General features: G+C 44.2%; 20 protein-coding genes. 17 read left to right on the top strand and 3 right to left on the bottom strand.

Going from position 1 to position 23,990, the window contains the following annotated elements; genetic code table 11:
- A partial coding sequence (locus tag A4R26_RS28385) for a DinB family protein (protein ID WP_081169919.1) occupies positions 1-488 on the bottom strand: 488 nt, incomplete at its 3' end.
- 694 nt (positions 489-1,182) lie between these two features.
- Here A4R26_RS28385 and A4R26_RS28380 point away from each other — a divergent pair.
- Together A4R26_RS28380 and A4R26_RS28375 are read left to right on the top strand one after the other, a co-directional pair.
- Complete coding sequence (locus tag A4R26_RS28380) at positions 1,183-1,923, top strand: SDR family NAD(P)-dependent oxidoreductase (protein WP_081169918.1); 741 nt, start codon at positions 1,183-1,185, stop codon at positions 1,921-1,923.
- Between the two features lie 501 nt (positions 1,924-2,424).
- Complete coding sequence (locus tag A4R26_RS28375) at positions 2,425-2,871, top strand: hypothetical protein (protein ID WP_207625841.1); 447 nt, start codon at positions 2,425-2,427, stop codon at positions 2,869-2,871.
- A gap of 87 nt (positions 2,872-2,958) precedes the next feature.
- Here A4R26_RS28375 and A4R26_RS28370 read toward each other — a convergent pair whose 3' ends face one another.
- Positions 2,959-3,369 carry a hypothetical protein gene (locus A4R26_RS28370; RefSeq protein WP_133054810.1) on the bottom strand — a complete coding sequence of 137 codons (411 nt, stop codon included), beginning with the start codon at positions 3,367-3,369 and terminating at the stop codon, positions 2,959-2,961.
- Positions 3,370-3,614: 245 nt separating this feature from the next.
- Between A4R26_RS28370 and A4R26_RS28365 the strand changes: the two genes are divergently transcribed.
- The 3 genes from A4R26_RS28365 (at position 3,615) to A4R26_RS28355 (ending at position 5,906) form a co-directional block, all read left to right on the top strand.
- Positions 3,615-4,550: a YihY/virulence factor BrkB family protein gene (locus A4R26_RS28365; protein WP_081169916.1), complete on the top strand. Its 936-nt coding sequence runs from the start codon at positions 3,615-3,617 to the stop codon at positions 4,548-4,550.
- Positions 4,551-4,671: 121 nt separating this feature from the next.
- Positions 4,672-4,992, top strand: coding sequence for a hypothetical protein (locus A4R26_RS28360; protein WP_081169915.1), 321 nt, complete (start codon positions 4,672-4,674; stop codon positions 4,990-4,992).
- A 548-nt stretch (positions 4,993-5,540) separates the two neighbouring features.
- The gene (locus A4R26_RS28355; protein ID WP_081169914.1) at positions 5,541-5,906 is read left to right on the top strand and encodes a hypothetical protein; all 366 of its coding nucleotides are present in this window, start codon (positions 5,541-5,543) and stop codon (positions 5,904-5,906) included.
- A 108-nt stretch (positions 5,907-6,014) separates the two neighbouring features.
- Here the strand turns inward: A4R26_RS28355 and A4R26_RS28350 are convergent, their stop codons facing one another.
- The gene (locus tag A4R26_RS28350) at positions 6,015-7,856 is read right to left on the bottom strand and encodes a carboxypeptidase-like regulatory domain-containing protein (protein WP_081169913.1); all 1,842 of its coding nucleotides are present in this window, start codon (positions 7,854-7,856) and stop codon (positions 6,015-6,017) included.
- Positions 7,857-9,279: 1,423 nt separating this feature from the next.
- Between A4R26_RS28350 and A4R26_RS28340 the strand changes: the two genes are divergently transcribed.
- Genes A4R26_RS28340 through A4R26_RS28285 form a run of 12 tightly spaced genes read left to right on the top strand, consistent with a single transcriptional unit; the run spans position 9,280 to position 23,981 of the window.
- Positions 9,280-9,837, top strand: coding sequence for a UpxY family transcription antiterminator (locus A4R26_RS28340; protein ID WP_081169911.1), 558 nt, complete (start codon positions 9,280-9,282; stop codon positions 9,835-9,837).
- A gap of 31 nt (positions 9,838-9,868) precedes the next feature.
- The gene (locus A4R26_RS28335; RefSeq protein ID WP_242675042.1) at positions 9,869-10,663 is read left to right on the top strand and encodes a polysaccharide biosynthesis/export family protein; all 795 of its coding nucleotides are present in this window, start codon (positions 9,869-9,871) and stop codon (positions 10,661-10,663) included.
- Positions 10,664-10,665: 2 nt separating this feature from the next.
- Positions 10,666-13,059, top strand: a complete 2,394-nt coding sequence (locus A4R26_RS28330; protein WP_081169909.1) for a GumC family protein — start codon at positions 10,666-10,668, stop codon at positions 13,057-13,059.
- 24 nt (positions 13,060-13,083) lie between these two features.
- Entirely contained in the window at positions 13,084-14,172 is a 1,089-nt protein-coding gene (locus tag A4R26_RS28325) for an NAD-dependent epimerase (RefSeq protein ID WP_081169908.1), read from the top strand.
- 11 nt (positions 14,173-14,183) lie between these two features.
- Positions 14,184-15,788: a lipopolysaccharide biosynthesis protein gene (locus A4R26_RS28320; RefSeq protein ID WP_081169907.1), complete on the top strand. Its 1,605-nt coding sequence runs from the start codon at positions 14,184-14,186 to the stop codon at positions 15,786-15,788.
- A 12-nt stretch (positions 15,789-15,800) separates the two neighbouring features.
- Positions 15,801-16,976: a glycosyltransferase family 4 protein gene (locus A4R26_RS28315; protein WP_081169906.1), complete on the top strand. Its 1,176-nt coding sequence runs from the start codon at positions 15,801-15,803 to the stop codon at positions 16,974-16,976.
- A 42-nt stretch (positions 16,977-17,018) separates the two neighbouring features.
- A complete protein-coding gene (locus A4R26_RS28310) occupies positions 17,019-18,293 on the top strand; it encodes a hypothetical protein (RefSeq protein WP_081169905.1) in 1,275 nt (424 codons plus the stop codon).
- Between the two features lie 14 nt (positions 18,294-18,307).
- A complete protein-coding gene (locus tag A4R26_RS28305; protein ID WP_081169904.1) occupies positions 18,308-19,774 on the top strand; it encodes a nucleoside/nucleotide kinase family protein in 1,467 nt (488 codons plus the stop codon).
- A 16-nt stretch (positions 19,775-19,790) separates the two neighbouring features.
- Complete coding sequence (locus tag A4R26_RS28300; protein WP_081169903.1) at positions 19,791-20,654, top strand: P-loop NTPase family protein; 864 nt, start codon at positions 19,791-19,793, stop codon at positions 20,652-20,654.
- 5 nt (positions 20,655-20,659) lie between these two features.
- On the top strand, positions 20,660-21,814 hold the full coding sequence (locus A4R26_RS28295) for a glycosyltransferase family 4 protein (RefSeq protein ID WP_081169902.1): 1,155 nt from the start codon (positions 20,660-20,662) through the stop codon (positions 21,812-21,814).
- A 24-nt stretch (positions 21,815-21,838) separates the two neighbouring features.
- Positions 21,839-22,999, top strand: coding sequence for a glycosyltransferase (locus A4R26_RS28290; protein ID WP_081169901.1), 1,161 nt, complete (start codon positions 21,839-21,841; stop codon positions 22,997-22,999).
- 10 nt (positions 23,000-23,009) lie between these two features.
- Positions 23,010-23,981, top strand: coding sequence for a glycosyltransferase family 4 protein (locus A4R26_RS28285; RefSeq protein WP_081169900.1), 972 nt, complete (start codon positions 23,010-23,012; stop codon positions 23,979-23,981).
- The last annotated feature ends 9 nt before the right edge of the window (positions 23,982-23,990 follow it).

Here is a 23,990-nt window from a genome sequence, read left to right as displayed (position 1 = left end):
CTCAAATAAACCACCAATTGCCCCCGGTGATGTGTCTGGTGGTCGTTCACAAGATTGATAATTTGTAACTTCTTCATTGGTCCGGCAAAAAATGATACGGTGTCATGAAGTTGAGCTGTATTGAATTTCTCCAATACACTTATCGCATAGTCATAAGTCTTAATTACCACTTGTACTATTTCATCCTTTTTCACCGCTTTTTTGTCGGTTGGTGAAACGGGATTTTCAGATCCATTGAGGTAACGTGAACAAAGCCATCCCATGTTGGCTGAAATATGTAAAAGCTGATCCCCAAATGTCATCTCCGTCGCATCCGGGCGAAATGAGAATTTTTCTTCCGGCATAAGCCTGGCTATTTTCAGGGTATATTCTTTCGAATGACGCAACTTCGTAATAGCGGCTTCCAGGAACAGGGCATCTGTATTTTGGGCCCCTGCCGATGTAAAAAAGAGTAAGGCGCCCAACAACATTTTAAACTGTTTTTTCAATGGATTTTTTTTTCAAAAATAGTAAAATGAACCGGTGACATAATATCTATTTAGCCCCGGGAGTTACCTTTTTAATATTTTTCCCTGCTTTGCACCCATTAACCAGCCAGTTCCGGTTCACTAATTTATCAGGTACCAGAAGCTGTGTCGTATATTTACGGCACCTTATATACGAGATCTTTATATCTGTGATTGGTAAGTCTGTCCCGATGCTACATATTATTGATCGCATTCAGCAACTGCTCTTTATAACTTAGGCCAATGGGAAGAGTGATCGCCGCTAATTCTATCATGTACATTCAGTAAACATTTTTTTCGCATGACGAACTCCATTAAAACGATGACGAATCTTATTCCCTGGCCTTTCCCACGTTAAAGGAACCAACCAGGAAAGTAATTCACTCCTCAGCTATTGCAGCAACGGGCCAAAGCCTACCGGGCTTTGGGCAACTGGAATGTGCACTGGATGACTATACTGCGCTGTACAGATCAGGAAAAACCGATGATACCGCCTTGCGGCGATAGCCCGCAGATACACGGTAACACTCAGTACCTGTTTCATAGAAGACCCGGCCTTTTTAATTTCTCATTCATGTTTCTAAAAGCCTCCGGTAATTTACTTTTTTACCATTTGGTAAACGGCTCCACTGTGTAATACCCGAATTTTGTAATTGAAATTTAAAGATTACAAAATATGAAAACAGTACTAATTACAGGAGCAAACAAGGGCATTGGCTTTGAAACCGCCAGGCAGCTTTTACAGAAGGGTTTTTCTGTATTTATAGGTAGTCGAAATATAGAGAACGGTTTAGAAGCCGTAAAGAAATTAAATACAGAAGGATTAACCCGTGCTGAAGCAATACAATTAGATGTTACCGACAATAGATCTGTTCAAAATGCCCGTGAAGCAATTGGCAGGAAGACTGAGGTGCTGGATATTCTTATAAATAATGCGGGTATCAATGGAGGCAGTGCTCCGTATACCGTTCTTGAAGCCACAACTAACGAGTACCTGGATGCGCTTACAACCAATGTAATTGGAGTAGCCAATATTACGCAGGCATTTATGGATCTATTACGGAATGCCGCTGAACCAAGAATAGTTAATGTGAGTACCAGTGTCGGCTCTCTTTCATTACAAAGCGATCCGGAATGGCCTGCATACAATTATGCCAAATACGGCGTTTATGCCATATCAAAAGCTGCTTTAAACATGTATACTATCCAGTTAGCTTACGAGTTGCGTAATACAAATTTTAAAGTAAATGCTGTTTGCCCGGGATTGACAAAGACCGATTTTACATTCTTCAATGGCGGCGAAGTGAGCATTGCAGCAAACAGAATTATTAAATATGCCTTGACAGATAAGAATGGACCGACAGGTAAATTTTTCAGCGAAGAAACAAACCCGGCGACCGGTGAAATCGCCTGGTAAATGCCTGTAACTTCCATTCCCCTGAACAGATGCGAGGCACGAAAATATTTTTTTATGACAAAGCTTCCGTTCAAAAGGAGTTTGGAAATTTCGGATTATCCGGGATCACTGAAAGTGGCCGAAAATCATCCGTTGTATCTGATCAGGTGTTTTAAGAAAACAACATGAAACAGTTTTGCCGTCGCAATTCCCTAATAACAGATGTTAAGTGAAGGAAACTGAAATATCGCCGCAATCATTTCAAAATTCAGCGGATCAATAAAATCTATTGAATAGATAGGGTCCCTGCTTATTAAGCCGTGTATCATACCCTGTCATTTAGTTGATTTTAATCAACTCTCAAAACAAATCTAAAGTTACTAAACATATATTTAGTAACTTTAGATTCTTCGAAACTCCCTTTCACATCTGCGTTCCCTTTTAATCCCAATTCCCTGTCAGTAACCGGGCATCATCCATTTTCCGTCTGTTGAATTATTTTGTTCATTTAAAGCAAATGATATGAACAACAATTTTTGCATTCCGATAATACGTAAATTTCGCGTTGCACTAATACTTACTTCCTGCCTTTTTATGATCAGCGCCTGTGCAGGCAGTGCCCGTTTTAATAAATCTTCGATTGTGCCTGCTGCCGAGGGGTCTGTCAAGATCAAAAAGGATAATAACAACAATTATAAGATCGATATTTCTATTATGCGTTTAGCCGATCCAAAGAGACTGCAGCCCCCAAAGAATACATACGTAGCCTGGATAGTAACACAGGATCAGGGATTGAAAAATATTGGGAGACTGCACAGTTCTTCCGGATTTTTATCCAAAACGATGAAAGCATCCCTTAACACCGTTACTTCATTGAAACCTGTGCGTATTCTAATTACTGCTGAAGAAAATGGCAGCGTACAACATCCGGGTTCGCAGGTTGTATTAACCACCAATACCCTGAAATAATTGGGAGGCTGCGCCCTTTTCTCCGTTAGTGAAATATTTAAATACATACAATAAGTACCCGGCAGGGAAAGCACGGAAAAGCTGGAATTACTTTGGTTGTTTTTTACTTTTCTTTTTAGCGAAATCTGTAAGGTATGCGTGTGCATTAAAAAATATTTCTTTATCCCTGTCACTCATTATGGCAGAGGTGCCTCCCGAAATGCAGCGGTTGCCAAAGCACAGCGTCTCCGAATGACCATCATTGACGGGGGATATGCTTATTTCCGATTTTATTGTATTCACTTTCAATTCATGCATCTTTTTTAAGATGGCTGCACGGTAAGCTTCTGTCATCGAAAACGCACCTGTTTGAGGGGCTTTCATTCCCGGTTGCACCATATAACTGCATGAATCGTAGGAAATTTTCAATTCGGTCCTGCTTCCATCCATACTACCGCCAAAGGAATAACCAATAGCAAAATCCCTTGTCCAGGTTGCAGGTAATTCAAACTCGTTCATAGGTTCATTGTTTATATTAACTTGATTTAAAACGATAAACAGGCAGGGTACAAGAAAACTCATCATAAAACGTTGTTTTTTATTGTGATACCGATATGATGCAGCCATTGGCTAAAATGCATAAACGTGCAATATGGTGTTATGGTATACAAAATAAACGCTCCGGTTCCGGCAGCACCCCACGCGCAACTTTACCCACGCTGGCAAAGTATTTTATACTATTGTGCTGGCATTAGCCCCCCTTTATGGCAAACAATACAACTTCTATATGGCGGCTGCCTGTTTTTTGGAAACTCCTGAAAAACTCGTTCAGGCGCCTGCAGCGCAACAACCCTTTACGCATGGCCGGGGCTACCGCTTTTTTTACCACTTTCGCCCTGCCGCCCATCCTTATCCTCATTTTCCAGCTCTTCAGTATTTTCTTTGCCCGTAAAATTGTGGGAAGGGAATTGCGCGAATTGCTGACCGCCACCCTGGGAAACGAAGGCGCTGAACAATTGCGCAGTACCGCCCGCGGCCTGCGCAACCTCGCCCAAACCTGGTATATGGCTGCCATCGGGCTGCTTTTCCTCGTATTTGTGGCAACCACACTGTTCAAAGTCATCAGGGGCTCCCTCGACGATATCTGGAACATCCGCCTGAAAAGATCTGAATTTGTATATGATCTGAAAGCACGCGCCCGCTCTCTGATCATCATCCTGATGGCCGGCTTACTGGTTCTCGCTTCCGCCGTTATTGACGTTATCAAAGTATTTGCAGGCGACTACATCAGCAAATACTGGAAAACGGGCGGCCACTTTTTTACCAGCGCCATCAATGAGATCGCCGGCGTTCTGGTGGTCACTATCTGGTTTGTTGTTTTGTTCAAATACCTGGCCAATGGACGCCCGTCATGGCGGGCAACCACAGCCGGCGGCATACTCACCGGTATGCTGTTTTATATTGGCAAGTCGGTATTGACAACGTTGATCGGTAATGGCAATATCGGCCTGGTATACGGAGCAGGCGCCGCCATAGTGCTGGTGCTGCTGTTTGTGTTCTATTCCTCGTTCATTCTTTACTTCGGGGCTAGCTTTGTCAAAGAATTTTCCTTACTTACCAATGACCCCATCATACCTTCCCCCAAAGCATACCTGTTCGAAGTGCAACATGTACCTGACGAAGAAAAAGCCAGATCATAGCTTGTGGAAACTATGCCTCGCATGTGCAATTTCTGCATATATAAGTAGTTAATGTAAAGATCAAAAGCGCTAATAACCGGCTGGCCGTATAATTGATATAATTCATCAAAAAAGATACAGTATGAAAAAGATTACAGGAATTGTGGCCGTGCTGTTTATGTTGAGTGTGCCGGTGGCCATACATGCACAGGATTCAACTTCAACAGTAAAGAAAACAGGGAAAGCAATTAAAAAAGGCGCTAAAAAAGTAGGTAACAAAACGGCTGAAGTAGCTTCAAAAGGCAAAGCTGCCGTTACCGACTCAAAACATAAAGACAAAGTTGGCCCCGATGGTGAAACCATTTACATAGATAATCATTCCAAATATTACTGGATAGATGATAAAGGCCGCCGTCATTATGTTACAGAAGCACAACTGAAAGATAAACCTAAAGATGATTAAAGTATAGCATGACTTGTTCAAAAAACCGTTGCGGCCGGGCCGTGACGGTTTTTCTTTTTTGCATTAATCATGATCCGGTTTGAAATCCATACTCCGGCTTCGCTTTCAGGCATTGTTACATGTTTTTGGCGTTTACACATTCCGGATACAGCAACCAGTGCCTGCCGGGAACTGATCGTTCCCGACGGGCACCATGAGGTCATTCTGCATCTGCATGAAGGCCAGGCAAGGCGGCAGGAGCGAGGACAGGGGTAGAATACCGAACATCATGCTTTCCACAACAGAGCCGTATTTACCGGAAATGCTTCCCGGAACAACGGTTTATGGCTTCCGTTTTTATCCATTTTCGGCTTCTCCCTTTTGCGTGTTTCGGCCAGCGAAACCACCAAACGGCTGATCTCCCTGCATGATCTGGAATGGGTAAACGATTTGATGCACTGCATACAGCCAAATGCGAATGCTGCATTTACCGGTTTTGAAAAGGTATTGACAAATGAGCGGTGAAATTCAAAAAAATGAAATATTTCAAAATGTCTTAGCTTTACGGCATGACAGAAGAACAACACATTTTTAAAAAAATAGAGCTGATAGGCGACCGGGTTTTACGGTTGGCGGCCGTAGACCTTTGTAATGAGGTCATCGAAAACAGGTATAAAGCTGCTGAAATTATCGATTACCTCTGCAGCAACAGGGTATTTGGGCTTATTGCCAGAATGAAGGAACTGGAACCGCATAAACATGATCCCGAAGTAAAAGGGAAATCAAGGCAACTGGCAAACGCCTATGAGCATTCAATAGGGCAGTTGTATTATGAAGATAAGGTAAAGGCCCTGGCTACCGCCAAAGCCGACCTGGCACATTTTTACGAGAACCAGGACCTGTATTATGCAAAAAAACAACACAAAGAAGATTAAGCAGCATGCTGCTTTAAATAATACATCGTACTAAAAATCCCTCTGCAAATGACGCAGGGGGATTTTTGTTGCTATCTCTGTATTCACCATCGACGAAATAGTATTCAATCACTTTATCAGCACCACCTTCTCTGCGCCCCAGCCTTTTTGCCCGGTGAAATACCTGATCAAATAGGTGCCTGAAGGATACCTGCTCAGGTCGGTTTGCCAGTTATGTATCTTTTGCCAAATGGCTATTTTTTCAAGCACCTTCCCGGTAAAATCGGCTATATACATTTCCTTTATGGCTTCAGTGGCTTTTATCTGGATCCTTCCGGCTGAAGGGTTGGGATAAACGCTGATCTTCGCATTGTTATCCGGCGTTACCGGCACTTCCGGTTTTCCGGCATCGTTACATGGCTCTATATACACCATTTCGGCAATCACCCGCTGCAACAGGTCGTTCAATAATTCTACTTTATAATCATCGGTAGTGGGCTTTAAATGTTTACCGCCTACACCGCTGTCATCGGTAAGAAAAACATAACTGCCATTGGTTGCCAGTGCAAGCGCGCGCATCAGGTATTCGGTAGATTTATCAACCCCGCTGCATACGACGGGTACTATGCGAACACCCATAGCGGCAGCCTGCCGCATTAACTGCTGCATTTTCACTTTTGCGGCATCATGCGGGGGCGCATCGAGAATAAGGAAGATGACCTTAGCCCGGGCATCGCTATCCCAATGCATGCTATCGAGTGCGGTTGTCAATGCGTCTTCCACAGCCTCCTGGTAATCGCCGCCGCCGCGGGCCGATTGTGCATTTATAAATTCCATCAGGGGCGCAGGATCATTTTGAAAATCTATAAACCGGGTAAGGTACTCATCGCTTTTATCGCGGTAAAAAACGGAACCAATGCGTAGTTTGAGGTCTTTATTTTTAGCGGAAGTAATGGCGATCACATCATTCAGTTCCTCCTGCAGGTATTTTATTTCATCGCCCATACTACCGGTAGCATCCACAACAAATGCAATGTTGGCAATATCGGAATGCGCACATGATGTACGCAGCGTAATGCGATTGATGCCGTTTTCGAATGCAGCAGGGGAGCGAAGGGTTTCCTTTCTGCATACAATGGTATACCTGTTCCGTTCTTCTTCCTTCATATCGAGGTTGGCCCATAACTCCGCTTTACCGGTATTGTCGGTAACGGCACGCCACAACGTATCGTTCGTTTCGGTATTGATCAGATAAACGGTTTCACCGGGAATTGCTTTATGGTCTTTATTCTGCACCTGTACGCAATAGCGTTTAACCGGAGCAAGTCCCCAGTGTTTGCTCCATGCTTTAAATTCTGCACCTGAATAACCGCCCCACAAATTCCATTTTTTGAAATCACTTAGTTCGCCGGCGGTCAAAATCTTTGAATGTATGCGTGGGCTTGTCTCCATGGCCTCTAACCTGCTGGTGGGTGTGGTTGACGCCGCTACGGCCGGTTCGCGTTTCACTGTTGTGGTTTTCCGGGAGGCCACGCCGGGCACTTTTCCTTCCAGCGCTTTCTTTGGCAAAGATGCAACCCCTCTTAACATTACAGATCCTGCCGAACCGGCTATATCTTTTCGTTTGGCAGTACCATAACCTATAACCACTACTTCCGACAGGCTGGCTTCAGCCGGAGATAATTTGATGGTAATGAACTTAGTTGTATCCGTTCTTTCTAACGCAAAGGTCTGGCTTTGATAACCCACCGATGAAAAGATCAATTCAGCAGGAAGTTTCAGCTTTGGGATCATAAACTCACCCCTGTCGTTCGTTATGTAGGAACTTACCGTTCCCTTTATAGTAACAGAAACCCCGGCAAGCGCGCTATCGGCGTTGTTTTTTACCTGGCCCCTGATCAAAACGTTTTGCGAAAAAGCAGTTAACTGAATGGCAAACAACATTATGGCTAATGGGTAACAATTTTTCATACGCAGGTTTTACTACCTGATGATCATAAAGTACTTATTACACAAAGCAGGTGAATTTATTTTACATAAAATACTGTCCATGGGTATCAGGGCAGCATAACAGGCTGGTATTATTTTAGCATATCTGTAATAATCGCCCTATCAAAATTTGCTATTAAAAGTGTTGAATTAAAGGCCATCGGTTTGGCTGATATGTATAACGGCTAGCGGTAACTTTTACCGCTAAAAATAAATACAGGTTGCAGATCATGCGATTCTTTGTCATTCTTAATAGTTCTGGTCAATTTGTATTATGCCACAAAGCATGAGGGTATAAATACATTTAGTAGTTCTTTTTTTACTGAAAGCAGCATGAATATAATAAGCATTATACCATATCATCATTCAACAAAAAAAACCTGGCACATTAAAAAAGGGGAAAATCCTCCACCATTAAAATCATGATTATTTTAATTCAAAAGTTAGTTATCTTATCCTTAATTTTTTTGTTTGTATTAGATAAATATCTTTAAATTTGAGCAGTTCTTTTTGACAGGGTATTAATCGTTAGATGAATACCGAATACTCCCAGTAGATTGAACGCAGTAAAACAACTCTGAAAATAAATCCTTTGAACCAGGCCCGTCGGCACTAAATCATATGTGCATCTATTTGTTAGTGTCGATCCATCTTTCTTGCTATATTCTCTCTATCCATTATTCTTGCTAATACTTTCTCTATCCATTATCCAACTTTAAGAGTGATCTTAATTGTCTATTCTCCTTTGGTTTGGGTCTATGATTGGCGAAGCCCTGTGATTGCTGACCGAATCTTTTCCTTTCCATTAATTTATTTTGAGCCTTATTTAACCACCTGTCGTCAATCCGTTATCTTCTTTTACTGAATTTGTTCTTGTAACATGATCTCATATGTGATCTTGTTCGGCGAAGCCTTGTACTTTGACCTGAAAAATCCTGATTTTACGTTTATCACTGATCCAATTTTATGACGGCTGTCATAGAATTAACTAAACATTGATTGTCCACTTGATTAAACACAAATAAATGAGGATTAACTACGAAATAATTGTCTAATAATTTAAATATGTTTATATTGAAATAACATTTACCAATCATCCCCTGAATATTAACCTGCGCAACACAAGTAACTTTTGCTCTTTCTGTTATGTATCCGGTCTATTGATGCATTAACTCCATACAATAGGCGATGTATAAAAGGCATTCTTCAGCCGGGTTTCTTAATCCAATCAGAACGTTACCGATGTACGAATTTATTTTCGTGCAATCAGAAGCTTTTTGCTTTACGCTAATGTTTTGACCGAACCCCACCTGTAAATCCAATTTCACTCTGCATTTCCTTTTTATCCAATTATCCATTACATATAGTTTCAAACCCTTTTAAATAAACCACTAAAACTGGGATTATGTTGGGCGAAGCCTTTTCTCAAAGCAATACAGATCCGAAACTGGTGAAGAAATGGTATGCATTATATACACATGCCAAATGGGAGAAAAAAGTGGCCTCCATTTTTACCCGTAAGAACATTGAAAATTATTGTCCCCTCAATAAAGTACTGCGTCAATGGAGCGATCGCAAAAAGATCGTTTATGAACCACTCTTTACCTGCTACGTGTTTGCAAGAATTACCGACAAGGAACGCATAAGCGTATTACAAACAGACGGCGTTCTCAATTATGTAAGCTGGCAGGGCAAGCCGGCCGTTATCCGTGATACTGAAATAGAGGTCATAAAAAAATTCCTGTTAGAATATTCGAACGTAAAACTCGAAAGGCTCGACATAGACGTGAACGATATCGTTCGGGTAAAATGCGGGTTATTTATGGAACAGGAAGGTACTGTAATGGAAGTGTTGGGCAAAACCGTACGCATTTCACTGCCCTCGCTTGGTTATTATATGACAGCCGAAATACCCAAATCGCACCTTGAAGTTGTAAACAACAACGCCAGGGATGCATGTTGACGTTATTTACTTCATCTCTAATAATATTACCGTGAAACTTACGCATAGGAAAAAGAATAGCCCCTGGCTATTGATCGTGCTGGCAGCCTGCATCCTGCTTACCAACTGCACCAACATGAAGAAAGTGGCATACCTGAACAATATAAATGAAACCGAGATCACCAATGCCATCAACAACCTGGAGCCGGTCATTCAAAAAAACGACTTGTTGAGCGTTACCGTTAGCAGTCCGAATGCTACAGCCAGCCAGCCGTTTAACACCGTTGTTACCGTTTCAACCCAAACTATAGGTTATACCGCTACCCAGGCATCGGGTTACCTGGTTGACATGGACGGTTTTATAGATATGCCCATGCTGGGGCGTATAAAGGCCGCCGGCCTTACCAAACAGCAGTTGAAAGATAACATCACCAAAGTGCTGGTTGATAATAAATACCTGTTATACCCGGTGGTTAGCGTCAGGTACCTGAACTTTAAAGTTACCGTATTGGGTGAAGTTGCCCGCCCCATGGTGGTCAATGTGCCCGATGAAAAAATAAACATTCTCGAAGCCCTCGGTTTCGCAGGCGACCTCACCATCTATGCCCGCCGCGACAATATCGCGCTCATTCGTGAAGAACAGGGCAAACGCATCGTAAAAAGGCTCGATCTCAATTCAGGAAACCTGCTCACATCACCATATTACTATCTTATGTCGGGCGACATTCTTTATGTAGAACCCAACAAAGCCAAGGTTTCACAAAACAGCAACACCCGCATGTGGCTGCCGGGTATCCTGAGCGGTCTTGGTTTGGCCGCCGTGATTATTGACCGTATAACAAGGTAATTATGCAAACAAACAAAAAGACAGGCAACGAAATGAATATCATTTCAGTTGTCACCAACTGGTATCTTCCTTACTGGCCAATGTTCCTTGTATTGCTGATCCTGGGGCTCGCAGGAGCATGGGCTTACCTTAAATTCTATTCAATTCCCGTTTACGAAACGTATGCTACCATAATGGTAAAAGACGAAAAAAAGGGTGTTGATGAATCGGGCGTACTGGAAGCTTTGCAAATTTATCCCACCAAAAATATCGTCGAGAATGAAATGGAAGTGATCCACTCCCGCAAACTGATGGAAAAAGTGGTGGAACAACTTCAGTTATATGCGCCCATATACGAAGCAGCCGGTAATAAAGGAAAAATAAAACCTACCTCCGCTTACAACAGTTCGCCTGTTACCATTATTGCAAGAAAACCAGATGAGCTGAAATCGACAGGTGATTCTGTAGTACACTTTCAAGTAAACTATTACGACGACAACAATGCCGGAGAATTTAGGAATGTGGATGAACCCAAAGTGAAAGAAGTTGTGATTGGTAAAAAAGTCTTTCCCATTAATCAATGGGTATCTACCAAATATGGAGAATTGAAATTCGAGAAAAATGAACGCCAGACGGAAGCGCCCGGCGGGCCGTTGTTCTTCCGTTTATCCAAACCGAAAAATGTAGCCCCCGGTTATATCGCCAGCCTGGAGGTAAAATCTTCCAGCAAGTTGTCATCGACCATTAACCTCACCTTCAGAGATGAAGTACGCGACCGGGGAGAAGATGTCGTAAATAAACTGCTGGTGGCCTATAACCGCTTATCGATAGAAGAAAAGAAAGGAACCGCTGCCAATACCCTCGAATTCATTGAAACCCGCCTGGCAAAAGTGGAAAAGGAACTTGACTCTATAGAACAACGCATTCAAACTTTCAGGACCGATAAAGGCGTGGTTGACCTCAGCGCCCAGGGCAGGCAATACCTCGAGAACGTTGGAAGCAACGACCGTAAAATGGCCGACCTCAGCATGCAGCTGGCTTCCCTGAATGAAATGGAGCGTTATGTGAATTCGAAGGAAAATAAAGGCGACATCATACCCGCTACCATAGGGATCTCCGATCCCGTACTAACGGAACTTATGCAGAAGCTGTACAACGGCAAACTGGAATATGAAAAACTGATGAAATCAACCGGTGAAAATAACCCGTTTGCTACAGCCATAGCCAAGGAAATAGAACAGATCCGCCCTATCATTCTCGAAAAATTGAGGGCGCAAAGGATCAACCTCGAAGCTTCGAAAAAAGACCTGGCATCGATCAGCGGCGGTTATAATTCAATGCTGCGCACCATTCCACGGAAAGAAAGGGAACTTATGAATATCAGCCGCGAGCAGGTCACCAAAAAAAGCATCTACAATTACCTGCTCGAAAAACGCGAGCAATCGGCGCTGGCAAGTTCTTCAGCCATTTCCGACAGCAAGATCATAGATATGGCCAGCTCTTCAGGCGACCCCGTGGCGCCCAAGAAAACACTTATTTATTTCGCGGTACTGGCCGTATCGATGGGTTTAGGCATCGGACTGGTTTCGGCAAAGGAAATGCTGAACAAAAAGATCCTGTTCAGGTCGGAAATAGAAGCGTTGACCATTGTACCGGTTATAGCCGAGATCTCGGCCAACAAGGAAAATGAATCCCTGCTGAACACAGGAAGCAAAACTTCGGTCGTTGCCGAACAGTTCAGGCACCTGCGCGCCGCCATCGGTTTGGTTGGCCGTCAGAAAAGCCTCGATATAAAAAGGATCCTGATAACCTCCAGCATTTCTTCGGAAGGGAAAACATATGTAAGTACCAACCTGGCACGAAGCCTGGCACTTGCCGGAAATAAAGTAGTGCTGGTTGACCTCGATATACGCATTCCCAAAACATCATCGATCATGGGCGTGGCGGATAAACCGGGTGTAGCCGAATTCCTCGAGGGTTCCAAAGACCCTGAAGAAATAATCAGTAATACGATGGATGAGAATATGTTTGTCGTTAGCGCCGGCAACGGGAAAGACAATTCAAGGGAACTGATCTTAAGCGGCCGGCTTAACCACCTGCTCACTTATTTAACGGCTACGTTCGATTATGTGGTGCTCGATGCATCACCCATTGACCCGGTTTCCGATTCTTACATTTTCTCCGAATTCTGCGACCTCACCCTGTTCGTTATGCGGCACAACCGTACGCCCAAAACCATGGTGCAACTGCTCGACGACAATAACAAGTTCAAAGCATTGAAAAACCCGCATATTGTTTTCAATGGCATCAGATCGAGAGGCGTCATGAGCGGCATGTATGGCTACAGTTATGGATATGGTTATGAAAATGTATATCGCGAAAAGCAACGTAAAAGATCAAAACTGCAAAGTGTATAATTTCTTCTTATAAAATAGTTGGTTATGAAAATTCTGGTTACGGGTAGCGCCGGCTTTATTGGTTATTTCCTCACCAAAAAGCTGCTCGAGCGGGGCGACGAAGTGGTTGGCCTGGATAATATCAATGAATATTATGACATCAACCTGAAGTACGGCCGTTTGGCAGAGAATGGGATCAGCCGAAAAGACATCCGATGGAATACAGCGGTGCAGAGCAGTAAGTTCCCGAACTACCGGTTCATTAAACTGAACCTGGAAGACAAAAGGGAGATCCTGAGCCTTTTCAGAAAGGAAAAGTTCGACATGGTGGCCCACCTGGCGGCGCAGGCAGGCGTAAGATATTCGATCACCAACCCCGACGTATATGTGCAATCGAACGTGAACGGCTTCCTGAACATCCTGGAAGCCTGCCGGCATAACAGGATCAGGCACCTGGTATATGCCAGTTCATCGAGTGTTTACGGATTGAATGAACAAATGCCCTTTTCGGTAACGCAGAACACCTGTCACCCGGTTTCCTTATACGCAGCTACAAAAAAATCGAATGAACTGATGGCCCATGTGTACAGCCATTTATTTAATATTCCCACAACGGGTTTACGCTTTTTTACGGTGTATGGCCCCTGGGGCCGGCCCGATATGGCTTATTTCCTTTTTGCCGATGCCATCATGAAGGGGGAACCGATAATAGTATACAATGAGGGAAAAATGAAACGCGACTTTACCTATATAGATGATATCGTCGAAGGCTTTGTTCATGTGCTTGACCAACCTGCCGAAGCAGATGCCACATGGAGCGGCCTTACACCCGGTGCATCCAGTTCACCCGCGCCCTGGCGCATTTATAACCTCGGCAATGATAACCCGGTTGAGCTGATGGATTTCGTAAGGGAAATAGAATTTCACTGCGGCAAAAAGGCCATCATTGAAATGAAAGAACAGGAACGAAGCGATGTGCTCACCACCTGGGCAGATATAAACGAACTGGTCGCCAACTTCTATTATAAACCTGTTACTACCGTTCAAACCGGATTGTACAATTTCGTTCAATGGTTCAGGGAATACTATTCAATTGAAAAATATGTAATGAACCCGGTTAAGAACGCATCATAAACGACTTGATAATGATTGAAAAACCGACAATAAGTAAACCCTCTGAAGATACCAACGGGAAAAAGAACAAAAAGACAGGCGCTAAGGAAAATCTGAAACAACGTGCCTATCTGAACACGATCTCCAGCATGTTGGATTACACCGCCAACCGTTTAACCGGTTTGTTTGTGAATCCGTTTGTTATCGCCGGACTGGGAACATCATTATTTGGCATTTGGCAAATGCTTGGCCAGTTCACCGGGTATGTAAATATTGCCGACACCCGGTCGTCGCAAGTACTGAAATGGACGGTAGCGCAAAAGAAGGACGCAGCCACCGTTGATGAATTAAGAAGTGAAACAGGCGCAGCCTTTGTGGTAATGCTTTTCGTAATGCCGGTAGTATTGATAGCCGGCAGCATTATCGCCTGGTATTCGCCCTATATCACGCATGCCGAAAAAGAACATTTCACATTGATAAGGACCACCTGTGTGCTGCTGGTCTTTTCAGTACTTGTTTTCAAGTTCTTCGAGTTGTTCGAAGCGATCCTCAGGGGTATGAACCTTACCTTTAAACGAATGGGAATGCGCGCCGGCGTGGTGATCATCGGGGGCGGTTTGAAAGTGCTGGCGCTCATCTGGGGTTTTGGCCTTATAGGGCTTGCTCTGGTGCACCTGTTTGAAAGCCTGCTCATCGGATTGTCGTTTTATGTGGTTGTAAAAAGAAACGTAAACTGGTTCGGTATAAGCAAACCATCGCGCGCCAATATTTTCCGGTTCGGCAAATTAAGCGCCTGGTACCTGGCCGATGCCGGCGCCAACCTCGTAAATACAAGCAGCGATAAATTGTTACTCGGTATCATTACCGGTCCGGTTGCCGTAGCCTATTATACCCTTACCAAATTTATTCCCGCGGCCCTGCAGGGGCTCATCAACAGGCTGATCCTTGGCATAATGCCCGGTATAGGAAAGCTGATCGGCTTAAAGGAATTCGAAAAAGTAAATCATGTTAGAAAGAATATCAACCGCGTATCCCTGCTGCTTACCACGGCCTTCGGAACAACCATCATTTTATTTAACCAGCCGTTCCTGAATGCATGGGTAGGGAAAGAGCATTTCGCCGGCCATACCGTCAACGCGCTGATCATGATTATGACCATTCAGGATACATTCGTAAGGAACGATTCCTGTATTATCAGCGCCACATTGGATATTAAGAAGAAAGTTTATTTAACCCTCATCGCAGGCGCGTTGTTTGCAGGCTTCGGTGTGCTGCTGATCTCTCAATTCGGCATCCCCGGGCTTTGTATCAGTATGATGATAAGCAGGCTGTTCCTGTTTATAGGACAACGCAGAATATTGACAACACTGATAAAAACAGGATCAAAAACGGCGTTTACAGAAAACCTTCGACCAACCATTACCGCCCTGTTGATGCTGGCATCGGCCATGTGGCTGGCTACGCAAACCGCTTCAACAGGTATTTATCAATTGATCTTATTTGCCCCGGCCGCTTTTATAGCCTCGCTGCTGATCTTTTATGCAGCCGGGCTGAGCAGGGAAGACAGGCTGGAATTTAAACGCATCAGATCTTCTATAAAATTCTTTAAATCGGACGCTGCCTTCAGTAAAAACTAAAATAGTATACCGATGAAATTGCTGTTCGTGGCACCGCGCTACCATACGAATCAGGTTCAGTTGATAAAAAAATTACTTGAGAAAAAACATGACATCACCTTTCACGTAGCCAGTATTGGCCCAACGGAAGATCACAGCCAGCTGCAACCTGTACGGCACAAACAAAGCAAACTGTCGGTATTTATCGAAAAGACCTTTAAGAACGGGGGCGTGAACAACAAATATTATTTCCCTGCGCCTCACAGTTACTGGAAATTGTTCAGGCAATTGAAACCCGACATTATCATTATACGCGATCCTTATAAATTGTTTTCCCTGATGGCGGCCTTTTATGCGCTGCTGGCCAATACCAGGATCGTTTTTTACACCCAGGAACCCCTTATCAGGTTCAGGACCTGGAAAACCCGGTTAAAACAAAAAATGACCATCCGCTTTTTTAAAGCCGCCTGGATGACCCCGATAGTCAGCTACGATCTGCCCCAAAAAAACGGCCGGTTAAAACATATGTATTATGTTCCGCTGCCGGTAAACGTAACATCGGAAGACAGGATCTTCAACCAGATCCCGGAAAACGGGCCCCGCATCATCATGATCGGGAAATACCACCAGGAAAGAAAAAAGCACCTGTTGTTCATACAGGCCCTCAGCAACCTTGTTTACAAATACCGGTTCTCAGCAACCATAGTAGGCGAGTGCGCCACAGAACAGCAACAAGCCAATTTCGATTTTCTGAAACAACAGGCCGCTAAACTGAAACTGGGCAGCCAGGTCGAATTCAAACAAAATGTTCCTTATAAAAAAATGGCCGAACTCTACGCTTCACATCACATTTTTGTATTGCCGGCCATAAACGAACAATATGGTGTTTCGGTAAATGAGGCTCTCGGTTACGGATTACCTGTTATTTGTACCGATACCTGCGGCGCCAAATTCAATATCAACAACGGGCATAACGGGTTTGTGGTAAAGTCCGACAGCGTTGAAGACCTTACAGCTGCGCTGGAAAAAATGATCTCCGACTATCAAACACTTTCACAAATGCAGCACCAGTCATTACAATATGCGCGGGAAAATTTATCGGCCGATGTGTTTTACTCGAAGTTCACCAACCTGGCACGGGAGCGGTTTTCGGTTTTAATGAATATAGCTGCCTGTATCGTTCTGTTACAGGTGTTCCACGCTTTTTAAACTACGCCCGGCAGGTGAGGTACACCTTACTAAACATAATACATGAACACGTTTCTTCTAATTATTGAGATCATCTTCTTCCATGGCATGGCGCTTTACTGCATCATTAGAAAGAATGAGCGGGGAATCTTTTATTTACCAGTGCTTTTTTTCGTAGACAGGATCATCGATACGCCCAACCCCGCCTTCCTGTACTATAGTTTAATGAGTTTGGCTGTTATCGTTTGCGCCGTCAAAAGCGGGTTTTTCTTCCGCAGAAATATCTGGTCACTGCTGCTGATCGTTTATTTTCTCATCCTGCTCAATAAATCGAGCGACCTCACGCTGATAAGACCATATGTTTTTTCGGTGATCTGGTTGTTCCTTCTCATAGCATTAGTGCCAAGTATTTACCAGAAATTCCCGTCGGAAGTAGTGTATAAAGAATTAAGCAATGCCTGTTTACTGATACTTGTACTTTTTATTGTCAATGCGATGGCCGCTACCTATTACAAATACTCGCCAATGGAAATGTACGGCATTACAAAAGGCGTTATGTTCGGTAATCTTTGGGCGGCAGCATTCAACACCCTGCCACTGGCGCTTTTTATAGTGTTCATGTATGGCATCAGCGAAAAAAAGCCCATGCACCTGATCGTTTCGGTCATTACCTTTTTCCTGATCATGCTCACCTTAAGACGCACCGTTATCTTATTAAGCGCCATTGGCATCATCATTTGCCTTATGACGCTGATGACCCGGCAAAAGGCAAAAATGCTTTTTATGGCAGGCGGCGTCATTGCTGTGATCGGGTTCTTTGTTTATAACAATACCAACTTCTTTCAGGAGTTCAAAGAGCGGATAAAGTTACGGAAACTCGACGAACGCGAACTGGCCGAGGAAAAACGCTTTTTTGAATATTCCCTTTTATACGATGACATGTTCATTTACCACGCCTATAGCCCCTGGTTCGGGTATGAACTGTTCAACAGCGGCGGTAATTACGGCAAGGGGGTGCTGGCCGACAGAAGCCTGCATGGCGACATTCCCAACCTGCTGCACTCAAGCGGAATAATTGGCGTATTCCTGTACATCTGTATGATGGGCACCGCATACATGCAGGCGTTTAGGGCATCAAAGCGATACCAGGATAAACTGATCTTTCTTTTCTGTGGCATGTCGTTTATGGCGTATACCATTTCTGGCCGGTATACCGAAGTAGCGGCAACGCTGCTGACGATTCTGGTAGTGATGCTGCCCATATCGAAAAAATCGCCGGAGATCTACGCTGAAGAAGACCAGCCGGCCCTTCTCAAGGCCAAAATAGAAGCAGCTTAAAAATTATTGTCGTTATGATCGTGGCAAACCATCCCACAATTCACGTTTCTGAAACGCAGGATAAAATAACCTGCGCACATGTAACAGCCGAAACAGCACGGTTGCTGGCCGATCTGTTACAGGCAAATGTGCGGTTTGCCCACTGGAAAGGGAATACGCACCTGCAGGCATCACTTTCCGGCAAAACAGATATAGACATCCTCGTTCATCCGGCAGACAGGTTGCTGTATGAAATGATCGTAAGAAAGCGTTCTTATAAAAAGCTCAATACACAACCCTGGAATGCCTACCCGGCCCTGGAAGACTGGCTGGGGTTCGATTATGACACAGGCGCCCTGTTGCATTTGCACACGCATTACGACCTGGTGAATGGCATTACTTATGGAAGGTATTTGCAGTTGCCCTGGTTAGATCAGTTCTTCGCTCACCTGCAACCCGACAAACAAACTGGCTGGCCCATTCCAACGCCGGAACTGGAAACCATCGTACTGCTGGTACGGTTACAGGCGAACAACCTGTATAAAAAACCAGGTATACCCGGGGGCAAACAGAACGAACTCATTACCCTCTTAAGCCAGGTGCAAACAAACGTGTTCCGCGGCCTTTGTAGGGAACTTCAAATGAACGTACCAGAAAGCTTTGACAGTGACATTGACCGCATCCTTAAGGACAGAAATGTGCAGGCCATGCTGCATCTTTCCTCGTTCTTTTATCATCAGGTATCAGACTGCGTAAAAAGCAAATGGCGGCTGGCCACTGTAAAAACTTTTTATTACAAACATTTTTTAAAAAAAGCCCGGTACATCAGCCAGTTCACCGGCCCGCTGCAACTTAAAAAAACAATTACCGGCGGCGGTAAGATCATCGCCTTCGTAGGAAGCGACGGTTCGGGCAAAAGCACCATCTGCAACGAACTGGTGAAATGGCTCACCTTTAAAATCGATACCCATTATTTCTATTTCGGCAAACGACCAAACATTAAGAGCTACGATCATTCACTGTTTTCCAGAACAGGGTTTCTTTTCAACAACACATTTGTTTCCCGCTACTTTAGAAAACTGGCAGCCGGATGTTATTACCTGCTGCTGATCAGTAAGAAAATAAGCATGCTGCGGCTGGCTAAAGGGCTAAGCAAAAAAAGCAGCCTTGTGATCTGCGACCGCTTTCCTCAACAAAACGTAAAGGGCTTTTTTGATGGCCCCAAATTGCAATCGGGCAACGGCGGTTGGTTATCGAACATTGAAAAAAAGCAATTCAACAGGTTTTGCCGGGCAGGAGCCGATATCGTTTTCCGGTTGAATATTTCGCCGGAAGTTGCCGCCAGCCGCAAAACCGACCATGATCACAAGATGATTGAAAAAAAATGTATTCACCTTTCCCGGCTCACATTCGGGAATGCAACGGTTATAGATGTGGATGCAGCAATGCCCCTCGAACAAGTGCTGTTGAATATAAAAAGGAATATCTGGGAGAACATTTAAAACCCGTGAATACAGCATGAAGTCAAAAGTAATTGAGATCATCGGCCCACCCGGTGCAGGAAAATCAACTATTTATCAATCGCTGTGCAGGAATTGGGAAAGCGGATCGCAATGGGTTTATCCCGAAATGCTTCTCGCAAACAAACCATCGTTACTTTCAGTTAAAAGCTGGCTTTGGTATAAAATGCGCCTGCTGCTGCATAAAAAACCAGCCAAAACAGTTCCGGTCGATTATGGCATGCGGTTCGACGCTCATCAGCAACTGCTGGCTAAATTCTGCTGGAAACATCTGTCAGATAACAGCTTTTACGAGGATAACGAGACCAATAAACGCTTCAGATCGGCCTATTTCCTGTTTACCACATTTTGCATTTACCAGGCGATCATTGAAAAAGCCGCAGCAAAGCCCTGCATCATCGAAGAAGGATTGCTGCAAAGATCCTTTTTAATAAAAGATAACGATGCAGACGATGAACCGGCAAAAGAGCTGCTTCATGAATATTTACGGCTTGTACCGTTGCCCTATGCCATTATATACATCGATACACCCGATACCAGTGAAGTGGTGAAAAGACTGCGCGGCCGCAGTAAGGTCATTGCTTCCCATTTCGGAAAAGATGATGACGCCCTGCGCAGGAATATAGAAAAATGGCGGAAGATCCAGGAAAATATCCTGGAAAACATGAAAGCGTCGGGTGTTGCGATCATCAGGATAAACGGTAAGCTGCCGGTTAAAGACAATGTAGCACAGATAAAAAAAATGCTGGAAACCCTGGGCGATAACCCCGGGGCAGAAGAAACCAATACAGTGAATACCACCATCAGGCATCCCCTCAAAGCGATAAAACATATAACCCGGATATTATTTAACAATTTATAACGAACATGGCTAAATTCTTATTCTACGACGATAAGCTTATCAACCTGATGCAAGAGGATGAAAAGCCCTGCGGCGGTGCAGCGGTTCAAACCTATAGCTGGATAAGAGGTTTGCTGGAAGAAGGGCAGGAGGTTGTTGTAATGACCGACACCAGTGGCAATCAAAAGCTGAAAGAAGAATGCCGCAATATCAAAGTCATTTCTCTTTATGACCGGAACAAGGGCATTCGATGGCTGCGTTGGATCTATTACCGCTTCCCGCATACCTACAACCAGATCAAATCGGTTAAACCCGACTATATCTATGTAAGTATTCCATCATGGATCTCGATGCTGATCGGTATCATGTGCCGCTTGCAGAATATAAAATTCATTCAACGCATTTCGAACGACAACCAGGTCTACAGGCGGTTTCACAAGTCCAATTCAGCCGTCAATCACTTCCTGTTAACCGGAGGTTTCAGACTGGCGCACCACATCCTGTGTCAGAATAATTTTCAACTGAATGGGATCAAAAAAAAATTCCCGGGTAAACCGGCCATAAAAATATCGAACCCATTATACCTGAAAGCCCCCGGGCTCGGCGATGACCACCGCCCCGGAAGTTACATTGCCTGGCTGGGCATTTACCGGGCCCAGAAAAATTTAAAGCGGCTATACGAGATAGCCAGCCTGTTGAGAAATGAAACGTTCGTCATTGCCGGAAAAGAAAGTGCCAATTGCGATGAGGAAACCAGTGAATATCTTGAAAAATTAAAACATTTACCCAACGTAAAATTCTCCGGTTACCTGCACCGGGCCGAAGTATTGCCCTTTCTGGCAAACGCCAGGTTCCTGCTGAACACATCACACTATGAAGGGTTCAGCAATACATTTCTCGAATCATTGTCGGTAGGTACGCCTGTATTATCGGGTGCCAATGTAAACCCCGACTCAATCATTTCAAATAACGATCTCGGCATTATTTACAATGACGTATTCGATCTCTGTAAACAATACGCTTCAATAACTCCCGAGCTGTATCAGTTCATGTCGGAGAAAGCCCGGGATTATGTTAACCGCAATCATGGCTACAGGGTACTTGCAAGAAATCTGATCCGCTACCTGTCAGAAACTGACAACATTATCACCAGCCGGAAAGGCCGTATACTGCCAGGCTGATCATACAACATAAGAAACTGAGACATGATCCTTAACAAACAAAGAAATCGTATCCTTTTTTTTATCGGAAGTTTCAAGGGCGGCGGAAAGGAACGGCGGCTGGTAGAGCTGCTTTCATACCTGTCACGTAAAGACAACTATGAAATTATGGTTGTGGTAACCGATCCGATAATTGATTTCCCCGCATTTCACAACCTGAGGGTATTGTACAAGATCATTCCGAAAAAATGGAAGAGAAATGATCTTACCATTTTTTTCAAGTTCTATAAATTATGCAGGCAGTTCAAACCCCATTTGATCCATACATGGGGACGCATTCAATCGTTCTATGCGCTTCCTGCCGTAATTGGCCAGCATATTCCTTTATTGAACGGGCAGATCACTTCGGCGCCGCCGAATGCCGGCAGATGGTCGGTGAACAAACTTATCGACCTCATCAATTTCAAATTCTCAACCGTTATCCTTTCCAACTCACGGGCCGGCATAGATGCTTACAAACCGCCGTTGCAGAAAATAAAGATCATCTACAACGGGATAAGCCTTAACCGGTTTGAGAACCTGCCGGCACCCGACCAGGTACGATCGAAATACGGTATCTCTACTCCCTTTGCGGTAGTAATGGTAGCCACCTTTTCAACCAACAAGGATTACAAAACCTTTTTCAATGTAGCCGAAAAGATCACTACCGTGCGCAACGACATCACCTTTATTGCCGTTGGTGACAGCTGCCGCGACAGGAATGTGTTCGAACCTTTCCGCGAACTGGTAGAACGGAACCCAAGAATAATATTGACAGGAAGAATAACCGATGTGGAAGCCGTAGTGAACAGCTGCACCGTTGGCGTGCTGTTCTCGAACATAGCCAAACACGGGGAAGGAATTTCAAACTCCATTATAGAATATATGAGCCTGGCGCGGCCGGTAATGGCGAACGACGCCGGCGGTACCCGCGAAATTGTACATCACAATGTAAACGGGTACCTGGTAACACACCAAACGGAAAATGAAATTGCCGGACTTATTACCGGGCTCATCGATAACCCTGAAAAATGCAGCGCTTTTGGAAAAGCCGGCAGAAAGATCATTGAAGAAGAATTTGTAATTGAAAAAATGGGAAAGGCTTTTGAACAAACCTATGAAGATGTGTTGATCAGATGCCGGAAACAGGCGCAGGCACAATTTTAACTGAACTTATATGAAAGTACTTTTCGTTTGCAGCGGCAACAGCAAAGAGTTCGAAATCATTCCTTTCATTAAAGAACAGGGCGAATCATTAAAAATGGAAGGAATTGACGTGGATTATTTTCCAGTAACAGGAAAAGGTTTGATGGGTTATGTAACATCAGGGCTGCGACTACGAAAAACACTTAAATACAAACATTACAATCTCATTCATGCACACTATACGTACTCCGGCTGGACGGCCTTAATTGGCGCAGGCAGAAAAATACCGGTTGTACTATCGTTAATGGGCACCGATGCAAATGGCGAATTCAAAGGAAAGAACAAAGTGACATTAAGCAGCAGGATATCGTGGTTCCTTACATGGCTGATACAACCGTTTGTACAAGCCATTATTTCGAAGTCGAACAATATTGAAGAATCGGTATACAAAAAAAACAAGTCGTACATCATTCCCAACGGCGTGAACATGCAAAAATTCCAGCCGCTGACACTGCATAAAAACGGGCACTCGTTTGCAGTAAACGGGAAAAAGAAGGCCCTGTTCCTTGGCAGCAAAACCAAATCGGGCAAGAACTTTCCGCTGGCCGCAGCAGCTGTGCAGCAACTGAACAATGTGGAACTGGTTTGTCCGTACCCCGTTCGCCACAGCGATGTACCCAAATACCTGAATGAAGCCGATGTACTTGTATTTCCCTCTTTTATGGAAGGCTCGCCGAATGTGATCAAGGAAGCAATGGCCTGCAATTGTCCCATAGTGAGTACCGACGTAGGCGATGTGAAATGGGTGTTCGGTGAAACAAAAGGATGTTATATAGCATCATTCGACCCAAAGGATTTTGCTACAAAAATAAAAATGGCCATCGATTCCCAGGCCCTGAACCAGAGAACCAACGGTAGACAACGGATCATAGAACTGGGCCTCGACCAGGAAACGGTAGCCAAACGCATCAAAGCCGTTTACCAGAAAGCCCTCGATAATTAAACCCCCAGG

This window comes from Niastella populi, from assembly GCF_002078015.1.
Taxonomy (GTDB): Bacteria; Bacteroidota; Bacteroidia; order Chitinophagales; family Chitinophagaceae; genus Niastella; species Niastella populi.
This window is presented reverse-complemented; position numbering and strand designations above follow the sequence as displayed.